The sequence below is a fragment of the Jatrophihabitans lederbergiae genome, from assembly GCF_031845305.1.
Lineage (GTDB): Bacteria > Actinomycetota > Actinomycetes > Mycobacteriales > Jatrophihabitantaceae > Jatrophihabitans_A > Jatrophihabitans_A lederbergiae.
This window is the reverse complement of record NZ_JAVREH010000021.1, coordinates 40,594-57,452: the sequence shown is the minus strand read 5'-3', so window position 1 is coordinate 57,452 and position 16,859 is coordinate 40,594. Positions and strand designations below refer to the sequence as shown.

The following is a 16,859-nucleotide window of genomic DNA, read 5'->3' as shown; positions in this document are numbered from 1 at the left end:
TGCTTTCGCAGGCACCCGAATCTGGAGTGTGCGCATGTCCACACCGTCTCCACAACGCTGGAGCGCCCTCGCGTTGATCGCCACCGCGCAGTTCATGGTCATCATGGACACGTCGATCATCGGAGTCGCGCTACCCAAGATCCAGGGGGCTCTCGGCTTCTCGCAGGAGAACCTGTCCTGGGTGTTCAACGCCTACGTCGTCGCCTTCGGCGGATTGCTCCTACTCGGTGGCCGGTTGTCCGACCTCTTCGGCGCGCGACGGCTGTTCTCGACCGGTTGGGCCGTGCTCGCCGTGGGATCCCTGATCGCCGGCCTGGCGCCGCAGGTGTGGGTCGAGCTCACCGGCCGCGCCGTGCAGGGTGTGGGCGCCGCGCTGATCGCGCCGTCCGCGCTCACTCTGCTCATCATGCTGTTCGGCAGTGAGCCGAAGGAACTCACCAAGGCGCTCGCGCTGTACGGCGCGGCCGCGCCGGCCGGTGGAACCGCAGGCGTCTTTCTCGGCGGCCTGGTTACCCAATACATCAGCTGGCCATGGGTGTTCTACCTCAACATCCCGATCGCCGTTCTCGCCTTGATCGCCACGCCGCGGCTGATGCCGTCCGCACCCGCTCGGCGCGGTTCCATCGATGTGCTCGGGGCGCTGACCGTTACCGGCGGCCTTGCCATGGCGGTGTACGCCATCGTCCGCGCGCCGGAAGCCGGCTGGGGATCGCTGGCGACCTGGGGCAGCCTGGCGATAGCCGTCGTCCTGCTGGCGGTGTTCGTCAAGATCCAGGCGGCCCGCACCGAGCCGCTGATGCGGCTCGGAATCTTCCGCGCGCCGAACCTGGCCGCGGCGAACCTGGCCCAGCTGCTGCTCGGTGGTGCCTGGATTCCCATGTGGTTCTTCCTGAACCTGTACCTGCAGCAGGTTCTCGGTTTCAGTGCGTTTCCGTCCGGTGCCGCGCTGCTGCCGATGACCGTCCTGATCATGATCGGCATGGTGGCGCTGGCACCGCGTGCCATGGGGCGCTTCGGCGCCAAGGCCATGACCGTGACGGGCCTCGCCGTCCTCGCGGTCGGCATGGTCTGGCTGTCGTTGATCCGCGCGCACGGCAGCTACTCGGTGGACGTCCTGCCGGCCTCGCTGGTCGCCGCGCTCGGCATGTCGCTGGCCTTCATCCCGTCCCTGGGTACCGCCCTGTCCAGTGCCCGGCCAGAGGAGGGCGGTCTCGCCTCGGGAATCGTCAACACCAGTTACCAGGTCGGATCGGCGCTCGGGCTGGCAGCCATGACGGCGGTCGCGGCGTCCCGTGGTTCACGCGAACTCGGCAACCTCTCGGCGCTGACGCACGGGTTCTCCGCGGCGTTCCTCGGCGCCGGCATCATCGCCGCGGTCGGTGCGGTGCTTGCGGCGGTGCTGTTGCGGACGCCGGGCAACGCCGGCCAGGTATCGGCCGAGGCCGACCTGAGCCCGGCCGGTAACGGGTAGCTCTGAGACCGCACGCAACTCTGAGAGTGGCGAGCCGCCGTCACGGCCCGGCTAACGGACCGTGACGGCGAGGGCGCCTTTCTTGCCGGATGTGCCGGACAGCGGCCTCAGGAGACGGTGACATTGCGGAGTCAGTGCTTGCCGGCGGTCGAGCCGAGTGGCGCTCCTGCTCGATCGTGTGTCAGTCCGTGATCTGCCCGGTCATCGCGACGTCCGCGGCGATGTCGCGCAACTTGCGGTGCGCGTGCTGGGACGCCACCCGCAGCATTGCAAAGGCATCCTTCTCGCTGACGTGGTGGGTCGTCATCAGGATGCCCAGCGCGATGCCGATCTTGCGGCTGCTGCTCAGGGCGATGTGCAGGTTCGCGGCCTCATCGTGATTCATGGCTCGCGCCAGCGCGATCGCGCCGTGGTCGGCGTAGATGCCGGCGGCCGTGCGGAGCTCCGGCGTGAAGAAGTCGACCCGGTCGGAGTACAGGGTCAGCGCGCCCAGGCCCACGTTGTCGAGGTGCAGATAGAACCCGAGGGCGCTGCGGATCGAGGTTCTCGCCGTCAGTTCCCGGGTGTACGCCGGCCAGCGGGGGTCGGCGCGCAGGTCGTTGCTGAGCACCACGACACGGTCCTGCAGTACCTGCTTTGCCACGCCGCTGTCATGGGCGTTCGCGGTCGCCGCCGCGATGGTGAGCAGATCGAGGTCGCTGCCGGCAACCAGCTGCAACTTCGATTTGTCCGTGAGCCGGAGAAGGCTGGCTCCGGCGCAGCCGAGGACCTTGGACGCCATGTCCACGATCCGGTTCGCGGCCGCGGCTGCGTCGGGCTGCTCGGCGAGCTCCCTGGCGAGGTGCGCGAATGCCTGCGCCGGCCCAAACGCGTCTTGCTGTGCTGCCATCCTCGTCGAACCTTCGCTTTCTTCGGCGCCAGCGCTTTCTCGACCGGCGACCCGCTGTCAGCTAGATGGTGACATAGGGATGACGGGAATGCCGCACCATACGCGACCGCCGATGAAGAACAGGCCTGTATTCCTTGGAAAGCGCGCCCGATCCAATCGGAGGCGATGAGGCGATCGCCGCTTGCGCGCCGCTCCGGTCGAGGTGTGGCAGCTAGCTGCCCTTGCGCCTCGCGCGCTGGTCACCTACTGTCCTGGTTGCCCGATTTGCCAGATGCCACACGACGGAGCCCGCATCCGCCACCAGAGGAGAAGCATGTCCGACCCCACCCCGCTCGCATCGCCGCGTTTCCGCTCGCGCCTCGGCCGCCGACTGGCCTTCGTGGCCGCTACCGCGTCCCTGCTGGTCAGCGGCTTCGGCGTCTCGATGACGGCGGCCAATGCCTCCGCCAGCGGCACGGTCAACACATCCGGACCCTCGCTGACGGTCCGCTCCACCCCGCACGTCAGCGGCACCGGCGTGGGCTCGGTGGCCGACGGCGCGAGCATCACGATCGACTGCCAGACCTACGGCGACACCGTCTGGGGGACGTACGGAACCGCCAACATCTGGGACCACATCCCGGCCAAGGGCGGCTACGTCAGTGACACCTACGTCTACACCGGCTCGGACACCCTGATCGCGCCGCTGTGTGGTGGCACCCTCACCCAGAGTTGCTCCACCAGCGGCCTCGGTGATCCGAACACCTGCGCGGAGGCCGCGAGCTGGGCAAAGTCACACGAGACCACGTCCTACCACTCCGACTACGCCGGTCGCTGCGACCACGTGGTGGCGCTGGCCTACGGCTGGTCCGCGAGCGGATCCACCAGCGCGCGCTCGCACTGGCTGGCGATCCCGTCGTCGTACAAGCATGCCGGCGACAGCAACGTACCCGCTGGCGGCCTGGCGTTCTTCTCGGGCGGCTCGAGCGGTTACGGTCACGTGATGCTCTCGATCGGCGGGGGTAACTTCGTGTCCAACGACATTCACGGCAGCGGCACCCTGACCCAGACGACCATTGCCGAGGTCAAGAGCAAGTGGGGCGAGACCTACTCCGGCTGGGCCCAGCCCTGGTTCCAGATCAACCACTGAGCCGGCTGGAGCACTGAGCAAGCTGAACCGCCCTCCCAGCTCTGCCGTAGTTCAGCAGAGCTGGGAGAGGCGTCCGGTGTCCACGTCATACAGAAACCCTCCGACGGTGGTGCCCCGCAGATAGGGCCACGAGCGCGCGCGCTGCACATCCGTCCTGACCGCTGCGGGCTGGTCCGGCGCCACCAGGAACGAGATGCTCCGGGTGTCGGGACCGCCCGCCGCCAGCACCGCATCGTGCACCTCCTGCTCGCTGCCGCCCGCCATCCGGCACCGGGTGTGGGCGACCACCATGACCCGGTCGACGCCCAGCAGGTAGCGGCCGAGCACCAGCGTCCGCAGCACGTCATCGGTCACCCGAGCGCCCGCGTTGCGCAGGATCTTGGCATCGCCGGGGGCCAGTCCGAGCATCGACAGCGGCTCGATCCGCGAGTCCATGCAGGTCAGCACCGCCAGCCCCCGAGCCGCGACCGGCGCCAGCCCGGCCAGCCGGAAGGTAGCCACATAGTCCTCGTTGGCTGTCAGCACGTCATCGAAGGTGTCGTCGGTACTCACGCGTCGGACCCTACTAGGACGCCGGTTCGAGCCCGCCGCTCGGTGGGCCGCCTCCGAGCCGGCCATCATCGGAAATTCCGCCGCCGTTGCCTCAAGCTCGGGCCGGCGTGCCGATAGGAAGGTGTCAGCAGGAGTGGAGGAGATCAGATGGCGCGAGACTCCGTCCGCTCGGTCCGCCGTGGCGCGGTCGCCGTGGCGTTCTTAGGAGGGCTGTCGCTGGCCGTGCCGGTGGCGCTGCTCGCCGACAACGAGCGGGTGTACGGCGCCCCCCGGCTGTCCTACGCCGACGAGCGAGCCGCGGGCTACGATCCGGGCCACCAGCGGCCCGGCGCGCGGGCGACCGATGCCCCGGCGCGGGTGATCGACGTGGTGGCGTCGGGCTTCTCGCCCTACGAGACGGTGGATCTGCAGCTGTCCGGCTCCACGGCGGTGTTCGACCGCGGCGAGGCGGACGCGCAGGGCGTCTTCCGCTACCGCTTCCAGGTGCCGCCACTGCCCGATGGAACGCACGTCCTGTCCGTGGTGGGAACGAAGCAGGCTGGCCGCCCGAGCGACCCGGCCAGCTGGTCGGGGCATCACGTCGCCACCTACGCGTTCACCGTGCCCGGCTGAGGGCCGTACCGCTCCAGCACCGCCAGCTCAGCTGATCGTGCGCCAGACTAGGTACAGGTTCAGGGCACTGATCAGGGCCGCGAGCGAGCTGGCGGTCGCGGTCATCAACCGGCCGTTGACCAGCTCGCCCATGATGGCGCGGGTCCGGGTGATCAGGATCAACGGCACCAGGGCGAACGGGATACCGAAGGACAGCGCGACCTGTGACATCACCAGTGCGCGGGTCGGGTCGACGCCGATCGCGAGGATGCCCAGCGCCGGTGCCAGCGTGATACCCCGGCGAGCCAGCAGCGGGATCTGCCTGCGCAGGAAACCGGCCATCATGATCTGGCCGGCGTACGTTCCGACCCCGGACGAGGCCAGTCCGGACACCAGCAGCGCGACCGCGAACAGCAGCGCGGCTCCGCTTCCCATGGCTGAGCCCAGCCCGGCGTGCACTCCCTCCAAGGTGTCGGCGTTGCCCGCGCCGGGGAGCACCGCTGCCGCGATGACCAGCATCGCGGCGTTCACGATGCCGGCCAGGCCCATAGCAAGCAGGATGTCCACTCGCTGGCCTCGCAGCAGCCGGCGGCGCCGCACCGCATCGCCTGACCTGGTATCGCCTGACCTGGTCGCGGTCTGGGTCAGGGCCGAGTGCAGGTACACCACGTGCGGCATCACGGTCGCGCCGAGGATTCCGGTTGCCAGCAGGACGCTGTCGCCGCCGTCCAGCCGGGGCAGCAGCCCGCCGGCCACCGCCGCGGGCTCTGGATGGGCCCGGACGAGGTTGATCAGGAAGGCCACCAGGATGATCGCGAGCAGCCCGGCGATGGCCACCTCGAACCGCCGCGCCCCGCGACTCTGCAGGGCGAGCAGCGCGAACGCGACGCCGCCGGTGATCAGCCCGCCGTAGAGCAGCGGCAAGCCGCACAGCAACCGCAGCGCCAGCGCGCCGCCGATCACCTCAGCGAGGTCGGTCGCGATGGCGATCAGTTCGGCCTGGGCCCACAGGCACAGTCCGATCGAGCGGGGGAAGTGCTCCCGGCTCAGCTGCGGCAGGTTCTGCCCGGTGGCGAGGCCGACCTTCGCGGACAGGCTCTGGATGATCATGGCGGTTCCGTTGGCACCTACGATCACCCAGAGCAGCAGGTAGCCGAACCGCGAGCCGGCGGAGAAGTTGGTGGCGAAGTTACCCGGATCGACGTAGGCGATCGCCGCCACGAATGCCGGGCCCAGTAACGGCAATCCGGAGCGGATCCGGCTGTGCAGCCGACCGCTGGGCCTTCCACCGGTACGACCCTCAGCGCCGAGCGGTGGTCCGGAGCTGACGGCCGGCTCGATCGTCGAGGTCATCGCATCAGGCCTGGTCCGGTGTCGAACCAGGTGTTACGTGCTCGCCGCGGCAGCCGACCTCTTCGTGCAGCCACCGCGTGAACGCCGAGATCAAGGCGTCCTCGCCCGCGGCCGTGGCCCAGCTCGTGGGCGGATCCTGCTGGTGGAAGCTCAGGAATCGCGCCCTGACCAGATCCGGCATGGTGGGCTCGACCCAGATCCTGATGAGCAGGCCGGCGTTGTGCGGGGCAGCTTGGTCAGCGTCGTTCATGTGTCGCCTCCGGTGCCGGCTGCTGAGAGGTCTCGCGTCCTTGGTGGTCGATCGGCCTGCCCAGCAGTGGGGCGACCAGACTCCGGATGCTCGCCGACGGCGGCAGCCCGAGCTCGTAGGCCAGCAGCCGGCGAAAGCTCTGGTATTGACGCAGAGCCTCGGCGTGATTGCCCTCCGCCAGGTGCACCTTGATCAACTGCCGGTGCGCGCTCTCGCGAAGTGGTTCACAGCGCACGGCGGCTGAGCCGGCGCGAAGGGCGGCGGCGTAGTGCCCGCAGTGGCGCAACCGTGCGCAGGTCTGCTCCAGGGCGTGCAGCCGGGTCTGCCGGAAAGCCTCCTGCTCGAGGATCAGCCAGTCATCGGACCAGCCCGGAAGCAGGTCGCCGCCCAGCGAAGTCACCGGGTCACAGCCCGCGCGGTCCGCGAGAGCTGCCGCGCGGTCCGCGAGAGCTGCCGCGCGGTCCGCGAGAGCCGCCGCGCTGTCCGTTTCGCCCGTGACCGTCTGGCCCGTGACCGTCTGGCCCGTGACCGTCTGGCCCGTGACCGTCTGGCCCGTGACCGTCTCGCCCATGACCGCCGAGGCAGCGATCGCCTGGGCGGTGTCCTCGGCGTGCCAGAGGTCGACCGTGACGTCATCGGCCAGGTGCAGGCTCGCCGAGGACGTCCGTACCAGCTGCACGCCCTGTGGCCGGGGCAGTCGCCAGAGCACCGAACGCAGGCTCGCCGAGGCCCTGGCCGGGTCGGTGTCGGACCAGAGCCGTTCGGCCAGCGCCGTGCGGCGTACGGGGCGGAACCGGCCGTGGACGGCGAGGAAGGCGAGGAGCTTCTCACCCGACGCGCACAACGACAACGGCTCATCGCCGACGGTGAGCTCGAAACCACCGAGGACGGATAGCTGTGGCCTGCGCTGAGCGACTGCGGACTGTGTCATGGACGAAACCCCGGCGCGAGTGGGATGCGTTTTGGTCAACGTCGCCGCGCGCTTTCTCGGTTCATCATGCCGCGCCGGACCGGCTTTATCGATGCTGTGGATCGTTCCCATACCCGCGGTGACACGGCGGTGACGCGGGCGTGGCGTGCGGGTGGCGATCGGTGTCACGGCAGCGGGACGGGCGCTCGCCATGGTGAAGGCCCACGTCGAAACACGCCGAACCCGGGAGGGCTTATGTACCGCCACATCAAAGAATTGCAGTTCACCGCCAAGCCGGAGAAGCCGGACGCGCTGTTCGCGGCCAAGTTCCAGGAGATCCTGGGCGGTCAGTTCGGTGAGATGACGGTGATGATGCAGTACATGTTCCAGGGGTTCAACTGCCGGGTCCCGGGCAAGTACAAGGACATGATCATGGACATCGGCACCGAGGAGATCGGGCACGTCGAGATGCTGTCGACGATGCTGGCCCGGCTGCTCGAGGGCGCCCCGTCCGAGGTGACCGAACACGCCGTCGCCACCAACCCCTCGCTGGCCGCCGTGATCGGCGGAATGAACCCGCAGCACGCCATCGTCGCGGGCGGCGGCCCGGTGCCGCGCGACTCGGCCGGAGTGCCGTGGAACGCCGGATACATCGTGGCCAGCGGCAACATGCTCACCGACTTCCGCTCCAACGCCGCGGCCGAGGGCCAGAGCCGGCTGATGACCAGCCGTATCTACAACATGACCGACGACTCGGGCGTCAAGGAGATGCTGAAGTTCAACCTCGCTCGCGACACCTTCCACCAGCAGCAGTGGCTGCTCGGCATCGAGCAACTCATCGCGGACGGGTTCTCAGACCTGATCGAGGACTCCAACAGCGAGGACGAGGACCAGGTTCAGAACCACACGTTCTGGAGCTTCTCGGAGGGAAGCCAGGCCGGCGAGGGTCGCTGGGCGCAGGGGCAGACCCTGGTCGGCGGTCAGGACATCATCTACCAGGCCGAGCCGGTATTGCTCACCGACGACACCGGTCTGCTGCCGCCGCCGGACCCGAAGCTGTTCGCCACCTACGACGGCAGCCAGGGCATGGGTAAGCCCGGCGACGCCGCGGGAGCGCGGTTACAGGGAGCGCAGAACGTGGTCAACAAGGTCAAGGACGCCCTGAGCTAGTCGCGCCCCTCGCAGCAAGCACCGGCAGATCCAGCACCTTCCCCTCGGCGGCGCGGACGGACTTCGCGCCGCCGAGGCACCCGATCTTCTTTCGATAATCCAGATGGAGCAAGCCATGCGTACTGTCCTGCTGCGCCCGATGAACCTGCTGTGCCTGCTCGCGGTGGTGGCCGCCGTTGTTCGCGGAACCCTGCCGCAACTACTGTCCGCCGTGCTGGTGCTGGCCATCGTGGGACTCCAGCTCGGCGTACGGCACCATCGCCGTCCTCACAGTGGTATCGGTGGCATTAACGGCGCCAGTGCTGCCGGTGGCGGCGGCGCAACGATATCTTTGGAGAATGGAGCAACCCAGTGACGGTGCGGCCCTGAACGCGGTCGGCGTCGAGCCGGCTGCCCAGCTGAAGTTCTATCCGGACGGGCCGCTGCTGGTGCGCGGCGACTTCGAGATGATCGGACGCGATGGAAACCCGCTTCCGCGGACCCGGGCAACGGTGGCCCTGTGCCGGTGCGGGTTGTCCGCGATCAAGCCGTACTGCGATGACTCACACAAGCTGAGCCGGTTCTCTGACGTCCCGCCTGCCGACGCCGCAGCTCCGACGGCGAATGAGCCGAAATCCGGATGACGCCGGAGCCGTAACGCACCCCGCCCCGGACATAGCGCGCCAGGGCGATCCAGCTGCAGACGGCGCGCTCGGCCGCCCACAGTGGCGCGAGCAGTGGCGTGCTGGCCGGGAACACGTCGCCGCCACGGCGCAGCCGGCCGGCGACCGCCACAGCCATGGTGGCAGCGGTAGCCACGGCGAGCGCCTGTCGCGGGCCACGCGCCGCCGCAAGGGCAATCACCGCCGGCAACGCCGAGAGCTCCACCACCAAGCGCCCGGGTTGGGCGGTGCTGTCGTAGGCCTGCCGCACGCGCTGGCTGACGAACTTGGCGGTCGTCGGCGGCAACCGGCGCACCGCCAGGTCGGGACAGCGCCGCGCCCGCGCGCCGACCGCCGTGAGCGTCCGCATCAGCTCCAGGTTCTCGAACAGCACATCGCCGTCGTAGCCCCCGGCCGAGTGGAACGTGCTCTTCCGGAAGGCCAGCGTGCCCGGGTAATCCCCGCCGAACACGGCACGGTTGATGAGCGAGCGCGACATGTCCCATCGGGCATGCCACGGCGCCGGATCGAAGTAATTTTCGGGAACGATCAGGTCGTGGGTGTCGAGTAATCGCCCCACCCGCGCTAGGCCGGTGGGGTCATAACGGACGTCGTCGTCGGCGACCACGACCTTCTCCCGCCGCGCCACGCTCACCCCGGTGAGCACCCCGGCGACCTTGCCGTTGAGACAGTGCGCCCACGGCGCCGGGCGCACATGGGTGATGCCGTTCCAGTCGGCGTGATGGCGGCCGAAGAGCGATTCGTCCGAGCCGTCCACCACGATGACCTCGGCGACGGTGCTGAGCCAACGCAGGTACCGGGTCAGCTCGGGCAGCTCACGGTCATCGGTCCACTTCAGCGGCAGGACGTAGGACAGCGGCACGGCGGGAGATGTCGGCGCGGCGGGGGAGTTCACAGCAACGTCGGGGCTGCGGCGCTCCACCGGTCGAGCAGGTACCCGCCGAAGCTGGCGTCCAGGTACAGCGCCGCGGCCGCGCCGAAGACGATGTCCTGGGCAAGGGCGGGCTCGTCCTCGGCCAGGGAGCCGCAGAGGTCGTAGGCCGCGATCTGCTCGTGCACCGCGTCCGCCTCGACATGCTCGTCGTAGAAGCGGGCGGTAGAATCGTCGCCGCCGAGCCGGCGGATACCGCGCGCGTACCGCCGGTTCGGAATGGAGGACGTCATCTCGAACACGGCCAGGTGGCCGGCGATTGCCCCGCGCCAGCGCCGGTGCAGGCCGAACATGGACATCAGGTTGCTGATCACCAGCGTCACGCCAGGGACCCGGTTCAGGTAGTCGCCGTAGCCGTCGGTCAGCCCCAGGCCGCGCATGGTCTGGCGGAACAGTTGCGAGTGCATCCGCTCCAGTGATCCGCCGCCGTACTCGTCACTCTGGATCTCGATCAGCGCCGCCTTCGCTCGGCCGTGCAGGCGGGGAATCGCCCAGCTGTGCGGATCGGCCTCTTTGAGGTGATACAGCGAGCGGTGCTGGACGAACTCGCGGAACTGCTCGGCCGTCGCACTGCGCTGCAAGTACAGCGACAGCGGCGGACCGTCGTCGTCAGCAACCAGTTTGACCAGCATTGCCGGGATATCACCGACCGATTCGACCGGCTCTACCTCAACCGCGTCGCGAAGAGCGCTCAGGAACCGCGCTTCGAGCAGCGCGCGGAATTCGAGCACCCGAGGGTCCCATTCGCGCTCGTCAGCCACGCCGTCGAAACCGCGGTAATGCAGCTCGTAACAACACCAGAGCGCCAGCTGGAAATCCGAATCGTCAAGAACCTGCTGGTCAAAGTCCTGCGGCAGCACCGCGGACCCGCCCCGCAGCAGTGTCAGGGCGGTGTCGGAGAGCTGGCCGCGACCGTCGGGAAGCTGCATGGCGCACGGTTGCTGAGACTTGATCAAAGGGACCTCCGCACGTGACATCTGCCGGTCAAGGTGAAGGCTGCGTGGTCGAACCCAGGTCTGACAATAGCTGCAGCGCACCACGGCGCACCACCAGCGAGGTTGTGCGGCCGGTGGTGCGCCGGGAAAGCGCAGTTCTACGGGGTCGTACTTCTACAGGATCGGGTTGCCGCCGGTGACCGCGATTCGGGCACCGCTGATGTAACTGCCCTCGTCCGAGGCCAGCAGCACGTACACCGGCGCAAGTTCGGCAGGCTGAGCCGGCCGACCCAGCGGAACGTCCTTGCCGAAGCTCTCGACCTTCTCCGGGGGCATGGTCGCCGGAATGAGCGGGGTCCACACCGGTCCGGGCGCCACGCTGTTGGCGCGGATGCCCTTGGACCCGAGCATCTGCGCGAGGCTGGCAGTGAAGTTGGCGATAGCCGCCTTGGTGGCCGCGTACGGCGCGAGGCTGGGGGAGGGCATATCGGAGTTCACGGACGAACTCCCGATGATCGACCCGCCGGCGGGCATGTGCGGAACGGCCGCCTTTGCCAGGTGGAACAGCGCCGAGATGTTGGTGTCGAGGGTGTAGTCCCACTCCTCCTCACTGATCTCGTCGAGCGACTCGTGGCTCATCTGGTACGCGGCATTGCTGACCAGCACGTCGACCTTGCCGAACTCGCTGACGGCCTTGGCGATCAGCTCCCGGCAGTGCTGCGCCTTGGACAGGTCTCCGCCCACCAGCACGGCCTTGCGACCGGCCTCTTCCACCAGCCGAGCGGTGTCCTTGGCGTCCTCGTCCTCGTTGAGGTAGCTGATCAGGACATCGGCGCCCTCCCGGGCGAACGCGATCGCGACCGCGCGGCCGATGCCGCTGTCGCCACCGGTGATGACGGCGGACTTACCCTCGAGCCGGCCGGAACCCCGGTAACTCTCCTCGCCGCAATCCGGCCGGGGCGTCATCTCCGACTGGACGCCGGGGACATCCTGCTGCTGCGCTGGCTGGTTCATCGGTGTGCTCTCTCTGTGCGTAGTGGTTCGTTTCAGCTTGCTGGGAAAGGCAGAATTCGTTCACCGGAGCACTGCCGCATCGCGACGTCTTCGTCCGCCCTCCGCACCCGGTGGAGCTGGACGAGTGTCGGGCGCATGAGCTGGCTGAGGCGATCGAGGACCATGCCGAGCCGACCGGCGCACTGCTCATCGAGGGCGCCCGCGACGCTCAGCTGATTGGCGTGCCGGCCGGCGACCAGGTCGAGGCAGAGCGGGACGTCGAACGGGCTGGGAGGGAACAGCTCGGGTCCGGCTGCGGGAAACGAGGGAAACAGAGGTGCCGTCATCAAACCGGCTTTCGAGGCATGTCCTGCCGATGCGACGACGGCGCTGTCTGCGCGATACCGCTAAGGGCGAGGACGATCTGGCGGGATCATGGCCGAACCAAGATTCACCATACAACGCAGGTTGAAATACGACCAAACTCAGGCGGAGTGCTCCTGGTTCAGGACGTCGGCGTAGCGCTCGTCGATCTTGCGGACCTTGTAGTACAGCACCGCGCCGATCCACACGACGAGAAAGACGCCGACGATGATCCGCCCGGCGGTGTTGATGTCGATGCCGGAGATGAAGTCCCAGGGCTGGCCGCGCAGGGCGAGCTTGTCCGACAGCAGTCCGAGGACCTCGATGGAGCCGATCACGAACGCCACGAAGATCGACAGCCCGGTCGTGGTGATGTTGTAGTAGATCTTGCGGATCGGCGTGACGAATGCCCAGCCGTAGGCCTTGCTCATGAACACCCCGTCGAAGGTGTCCATCAGCGACATCCCGGCCGCGAAGATGACCGGCAGCGAGATGATCGCCAGCGGCGGCAGGGTGGTGCCGCCGCTCGTGCCGGCTACGGCCGCGGTGGCGGACAGGCCGAGAAAGCCGACCTCGGTGGCGGTGTCGAAGCCCAGGCCGAACAGGATGCCGACCGGGTACATCTGCCAGGAATGGTTGATGAACTTGTTGTAGCGGCCCTTGAAGATCCGGTTCAGAAAGCCGCGGTTGGCCAGCAGGGTTTCGAGCTCGTCCGGCGCGTACTGCCCGCGCTTGGCCTTGTGCCACATCTTCACGATGCCGACGAGCACGGCCAGGTTGAGCGCGGCGATCGCATACAGGAACGTGGCGGACACGACCGTGCCGATGATCCCGCCGGTATTGCTGAAGCTGGCCTGGAACCTGCTCGCGGCCTTGGAGGCGAAGGCGATCGCCACCGAGAGCGCGAACACGATGCTGGAGTGGCCGAGCGAGAAGAAGAAGCCGACACCGAGCGGCCGCTTGCCCTTCTGCAGCAGGAAGCGGGTGGTGTCGTCGATGGCGCTGATGTGGTCGGCGTCGAAGGCGTGCCGAAGGCCGAACCCGTACGCCAGGGTGGCTGCCCCGGCGAAGACCAGGTTGCCCTTGCCGTCGCCGAGGGAGTGCAGCCGCGGCTGTGAGTTGTAGTAGTAGAAGAGGCCGAACCCGATCACGTGCAGGGCGGCGACGAAGCCGAACAGTGCCGCGAGCCGGGGTATCTCGTCCCGGCTGAACCTGGCCCGCTGCTGCCCCGTGGCGGCTCCCGGCGGGCTCGATGACGGATCGGGCTGGACCTCGGTGTCCGCAGTCATCGTCGCGCCGCTCCCAGGGTGTCCGCCTCATCCGCAGGGGCTTCCTGCAAATGTCTTGCAATAGTAGCGGGTAGCGGTTCGCGCCGCCGTTTCACCAAGATCCCGGCCGCAACGCCGCTAACCTGAATTCGCACGAGTCGCCCTCGCCAGCAGGCGCAGGGCGACGGCCCCGGCCAGAGGAGATCGACCTTGCTAGGACTTCCCGACGACGTGACGACCTGCCTGTTCGACCTCGACGGCGTGCTCACCCGGACCGCCACCGTGCATGCGGCCGCGTGGAAGCAGGCCTTCGACGAGTTCCTGAAGCAGCGGGACCCGGAGCACTTCACGCCCTTCGACAAGGGGCACGACTACGACGAGTACGTGGACGGCAAGCCCCGCGAGGATGGCGTCCGGGACTTCCTGGCCTCCCGCGGCATCCACCTTCCCGAGGGCAGCCCGGACGACGGGCCGGACGAGGCGACCGTCTACGGCCTGGGCAACCGCAAGAACGCCGAGGTGCAACGACGGATCCTCACCGACGGCGTCGATGTCTACGAGGGGTCGCGGCGCTACCTGCAGGCCGTCCGGGACGCGGGCCTGCGCCGGATCGTGGTGTCCTCCAGCGCCAACACCCGGCAGGTGCTCGAGGTCACCGGTCTTGCCGAGCTGGTCGAGGGACGCGTCGACGGGGTGACCCTGGTCGAGCAGCACCTGCGCGGAAAGCCGGCGCCGGATTCCTTCCTGGCCGGCGCCAAGCTCGCCGGGGTCCAGCCGTCCCAGGCGGCGGTTTTCGAAGACGCCCTGGCCGGAGTGGCGGCGGGCCGGGCCGGGAACTTCGGCTTCGTGATCGGCGTCGACCGGGTCGGTCAGGCGGACCAGCTCCGAGCGCACGGCGCGGACGTGGTCGTCCGGGACCTCGCCGAGCTGTTATCCGGCGAGCCGACGTCCGGAGCGCAGGCGTGATCCCGCAGCGGCGCTTTCCGGTCGAGCCCTGGGCACTGCGGGAACTGGGACTTGACCTGGCGCAACTCGCGCAGTCGGAGTCGGTGTTCGCGCTGTCCAACGGCCACATCGGCGTGCGCGGCAACCTCGACGAGGGTGATCCGAGCGGCCTGCCGGGTACGTACCTGAACTCGTTCTACGAGGCCCGTCCGCTGCCCTACGCCGAGGCCGGCTATGGCTATCCGGAGGACGGGCAGACCATCGTCAACGTGACCGACGGCAAGCTGATCCGGCTGCTGGTGGACGACGAGCCCTTCGATCTGCGCTACGGCGAGCTGCGACACCACGAGCGCATCCTCGACCTCCGCTCCGGCCTGCTGCACCGCGTCGTCGAGTGGGCGTCGCCCTCGGGCCGCGTCATCCGGGTGCGCTCCACCCGGCTGGTGTCCTTCACCCAGCGCGCCGTGCTGGCAATCCACTACGAGGTGGAGGCCGTCGGGCGCCCCACCCGGGTGGTGCTGCAGTCCGAGCTGGTGGCCAACGAGCACATTCCCCGGCAGTCCAAGGACCCCCGGATCGCCGCGGCGCTGGAGCACGCGCTGCAGGCCGAGGAGCACAGCTCCAGCGGAAACCGTGCCCTGCTGATTCACAGCACCGCCGCGAGCAAGCTGCGGATGGCCGCCGCGATGGACCACGTCGTCCACGGTGGTCACCGCGTCGGCTCGCACACCTATGTCGAGCCGGACTGGGCCCGGACCACCATCGGCACCCAGCTCGATCCGGGAGAGCGCCTGGGGGTGACCAAATTCGTGGCGTACGGCTGGTCCAGCCAGCGCTCGTTGCCGGCCCTGCGCGATCAGGTGGACGCTGCGCTGTCGGCGGTGTCCCAGACCGGCTGGGACGAGCTGCGGGAACAGCAGCACCGCTACGTCCAGGACTTCTGGGACGGCGCGGACGTCGAGGTGGACGGCGACCCTGCCGTCCAGCAGGCGGTGCGGTTCGGCCTGTTCCAGGTGCTGCAGTCCGGCGCCCGGGCCGAGCAGCGCGCCATCCCGGCCAAGGGCCTGACCGGCAGCGGCTACGACGGGCACGCGTTCTGGGACACCGAGAGCTACGTGCTGCCGGTGCTCACCGCGACGGCGCCGGACGCGGCGGCCGACGAGTTGCGCTGGCGGCTGTCGACCCTCGACGTGGCGGTCGAGCGTGCCAGGGCACTGAATCTCAGCGGGGCGACGTTCCCCTGGCGGACCATCCGCGGCCAGGAGACCTCGGCCTACTGGCCCGCCGGGATGGCCGCCTTCCATGTCAACGCCGATGTCGCGGTGGCGGCGGCTCGATACGTGCAGTGGACCGGCGACGAGCCCTTCGACCGCTCGGTGGCGCTGCCGATCCTGGTGCAGACCGCACGGCTGTGGATGTCGCTGGGTTACTTCGGCGATGACGAGGAGTTCCACATCGACGGCGTGACCGGGCCGGACGAGTACAGCGCGCTGGTGGACGACAACACCTACACCAACCTGATGGCCGCCAGGAACCTGCGCTATGCCGCGGAGGTGTGCGAGCGCTGGCCGGCCGAGGCCGAGAAGCTCACCGTTGCCGGCGAGGAGCCGCCATCCTGGCGGGCCGCTGCCCAGGCGATGTCGATCCCGCGCGATGCCAGGCACGGCATTCCCGAGCAGTACCGGGGCGCCAACGCCCACCAGGTCTGGGACTTCGAGGCCACCGCGGCAGCCAACCGCTACCCGCTGTTGCTGCACGAGACGTACTTCGACCTTTATCGCAAGCAGGTCGCCAAGCAGGCCGACCTGGTGCTGGCGATGCACTGGTGTGGGGACTCGTTCACGCATGAGGAGAAAGTGAATGCCTTCCGGTACTACGAGCCACTGACCGTCCGCGACTCCTCGCTGTCGGCGTGCACTCAGGCGGTGATGGCTGCCGAGACCGGCTATCTGGACCTGGCGCACGACTACCTCACCGAGGCCGCGCTGATGGATTTGCGCGACATCGAGCACAACACCGGCGACGGCCTGCACATCGCGTCGCTGGCCGGTGCCTGGCTGGCACTCGTCGCCGGGTTCGGGGGGCTGCGCGATCACGACGGCGAACTGACCTTCGCGCCGAGGTTGCCGCCGGCGCTGTCACGGCTGCGGTTCGCGATCCGCTGGCGTGGTTGCAAGGTGCGCGTCACGATCGGGCGGGACGAGGCGACCTACGCGCTTGAGGACGGTCCGGACACCAGCGTGCGGCTACATCACCACGGCGAGGAGTTCACGCTGACCACGGCAAGCGCGGTGACTCTGAAGGTGCCCGCGCTCGAGCCACCCGGCCCGGCGCCACGGCAACCCGCCGGGCGTGAGCCGGTGCGGGCGTTGTCCTCGGAGTGACGGCCGGGGCTGCGACGCAGCCGTCCCAATCGGATGTGATGTGGTTAGAGTTTCAGGCATACA

At 68.6% G+C, this 16,859-nt stretch carries 18 protein-coding genes; 8 read left to right on the top strand and 10 right to left on the bottom strand.

Going from position 1 to position 16,859, the window contains the following annotated elements; all coding sequences use genetic code 11:
• Positions 1-34: 34 nt before the first annotated feature.
• Entirely contained in the window at positions 35-1,471 is a 1,437-nt protein-coding gene (locus tag RM423_RS15095; protein WP_311423870.1) for an MFS transporter, read from the top strand.
• Between the two features lie 181 nt (positions 1,472-1,652).
• On the opposite strand, the gene RM423_RS15090 is transcribed toward RM423_RS15095, so the two are convergent.
• On the bottom strand, positions 1,653-2,360 hold the full coding sequence (locus tag RM423_RS15090; RefSeq protein WP_311423869.1) for a GAF and ANTAR domain-containing protein: 708 nt from the start codon (positions 2,358-2,360) through the stop codon (positions 1,653-1,655).
• Positions 2,361-2,673: 313 nt separating this feature from the next.
• Between RM423_RS15090 and RM423_RS15085 the strand changes: the two genes are divergently transcribed.
• A complete protein-coding gene (locus tag RM423_RS15085) occupies positions 2,674-3,489 on the top strand; it encodes a hypothetical protein (protein ID WP_311423868.1) in 816 nt (271 codons plus the stop codon).
• 51 nt (positions 3,490-3,540) lie between these two features.
• On the opposite strand, the gene RM423_RS15080 is transcribed toward RM423_RS15085, so the two are convergent.
• Positions 3,541-4,041 carry a beta-class carbonic anhydrase gene (locus RM423_RS15080; protein WP_311423867.1) on the bottom strand — a complete coding sequence of 167 codons (501 nt, stop codon included), beginning with the start codon at positions 4,039-4,041 and terminating at the stop codon, positions 3,541-3,543.
• Between the two features lie 147 nt (positions 4,042-4,188).
• Between RM423_RS15080 and RM423_RS15075 the strand changes: the two genes are divergently transcribed.
• On the top strand, positions 4,189-4,653 hold the full coding sequence (locus tag RM423_RS15075; RefSeq protein WP_311423866.1) for a hypothetical protein: 465 nt from the start codon (positions 4,189-4,191) through the stop codon (positions 4,651-4,653).
• Between the two features lie 27 nt (positions 4,654-4,680).
• Here the strand turns inward: RM423_RS15075 and RM423_RS15070 are convergent, their stop codons facing one another.
• The 3 genes from RM423_RS15070 to RM423_RS15060 are packed head-to-tail and all read right to left on the bottom strand — an operon-like array spanning position 4,681 to position 7,166.
• Complete coding sequence (locus RM423_RS15070) at positions 4,681-5,985, bottom strand: Nramp family divalent metal transporter (protein ID WP_311423865.1); 1,305 nt, start codon at positions 5,983-5,985, stop codon at positions 4,681-4,683.
• Between the two features lie 4 nt (positions 5,986-5,989).
• A complete protein-coding gene (locus tag RM423_RS15065; protein WP_311423864.1) occupies positions 5,990-6,235 on the bottom strand; it encodes a hypothetical protein in 246 nt (81 codons plus the stop codon).
• A complete protein-coding gene (locus tag RM423_RS15060) occupies positions 6,222-7,166 on the bottom strand; it encodes an AfsR/SARP family transcriptional regulator (RefSeq protein ID WP_311423863.1) in 945 nt (314 codons plus the stop codon). The genes RM423_RS15065 and RM423_RS15060 overlap by 14 nt, the downstream gene beginning before the upstream one ends.
• A 234-nt stretch (positions 7,167-7,400) precedes the next feature.
• Between RM423_RS15060 and RM423_RS15055 the strand changes: the two genes are divergently transcribed.
• The 3 genes from RM423_RS15055 to RM423_RS25685 all read left to right on the top strand — a co-directional run bounded on the left by RM423_RS15055 (position 7,401) and on the right by RM423_RS25685 (position 8,938).
• Positions 7,401-8,315, top strand: a complete 915-nt coding sequence (locus RM423_RS15055) for a manganese catalase family protein (RefSeq protein WP_311423862.1) — start codon at positions 7,401-7,403, stop codon at positions 8,313-8,315.
• 115 nt (positions 8,316-8,430) lie between these two features.
• Positions 8,431-8,670 (top strand): hypothetical protein, encoded by a 240-nt coding sequence (locus RM423_RS15050; protein ID WP_311423861.1) that lies wholly within the window; start codon positions 8,431-8,433, stop codon positions 8,668-8,670.
• Positions 8,654-8,938, top strand: coding sequence for a CDGSH iron-sulfur domain-containing protein (locus RM423_RS25685; protein ID WP_396327728.1), 285 nt, complete (start codon positions 8,654-8,656; stop codon positions 8,936-8,938). Before RM423_RS15050 ends, RM423_RS25685 begins: the two co-directional genes overlap by 17 nt.
• Here the strand turns inward: RM423_RS25685 and RM423_RS15045 are convergent.
• The 5 genes from RM423_RS15045 to RM423_RS15025 all read right to left on the bottom strand — a co-directional run bounded on the left by RM423_RS15045 (position 8,838) and on the right by RM423_RS15025 (position 13,488).
• Positions 8,838-9,899, bottom strand: coding sequence for a glycosyltransferase (locus tag RM423_RS15045; protein WP_311423860.1), 1,062 nt, complete (start codon positions 9,897-9,899; stop codon positions 8,838-8,840). The genes RM423_RS25685 and RM423_RS15045 overlap by 101 nt on opposite strands.
• The gene (locus tag RM423_RS15040) at positions 9,869-10,837 is read right to left on the bottom strand and encodes an iron-containing redox enzyme family protein (RefSeq protein WP_311423859.1); all 969 of its coding nucleotides are present in this window, start codon (positions 10,835-10,837) and stop codon (positions 9,869-9,871) included. The genes RM423_RS15045 and RM423_RS15040 overlap by 31 nt, the downstream gene beginning before the upstream one ends.
• A gap of 180 nt (positions 10,838-11,017) precedes the next feature.
• Positions 11,018-11,857 carry an SDR family oxidoreductase gene (locus RM423_RS15035; RefSeq protein ID WP_311423858.1) on the bottom strand — a complete coding sequence of 280 codons (840 nt, stop codon included), beginning with the start codon at positions 11,855-11,857 and terminating at the stop codon, positions 11,018-11,020.
• Positions 11,858-11,889: 32 nt separating this feature from the next.
• On the bottom strand, positions 11,890-12,183 hold the full coding sequence (locus tag RM423_RS15030) for a hypothetical protein (RefSeq protein WP_311423857.1): 294 nt from the start codon (positions 12,181-12,183) through the stop codon (positions 11,890-11,892).
• A 138-nt stretch (positions 12,184-12,321) separates the two neighbouring features.
• Positions 12,322-13,488: a Nickel transporter NicT gene (locus tag RM423_RS15025; RefSeq protein WP_311423856.1), complete on the bottom strand. Its 1,167-nt coding sequence runs from the start codon at positions 13,486-13,488 to the stop codon at positions 12,322-12,324.
• Between the two features lie 189 nt (positions 13,489-13,677).
• Between RM423_RS15025 and RM423_RS15020 the strand changes: the two genes are divergently transcribed.
• Both RM423_RS15020 and RM423_RS15015 read left to right on the top strand, forming a co-directional pair.
• A complete protein-coding gene (locus RM423_RS15020; protein ID WP_311423855.1) occupies positions 13,678-14,433 on the top strand; it encodes a beta-phosphoglucomutase family hydrolase in 756 nt (251 codons plus the stop codon).
• The gene (locus RM423_RS15015; RefSeq protein WP_311423854.1) at positions 14,430-16,796 is read left to right on the top strand and encodes a glycoside hydrolase family 65 protein; all 2,367 of its coding nucleotides are present in this window, start codon (positions 14,430-14,432) and stop codon (positions 16,794-16,796) included. The genes RM423_RS15020 and RM423_RS15015 overlap by 4 nt, the downstream gene beginning before the upstream one ends.
• Positions 16,797-16,859: the final 63 nt, after the last annotated feature.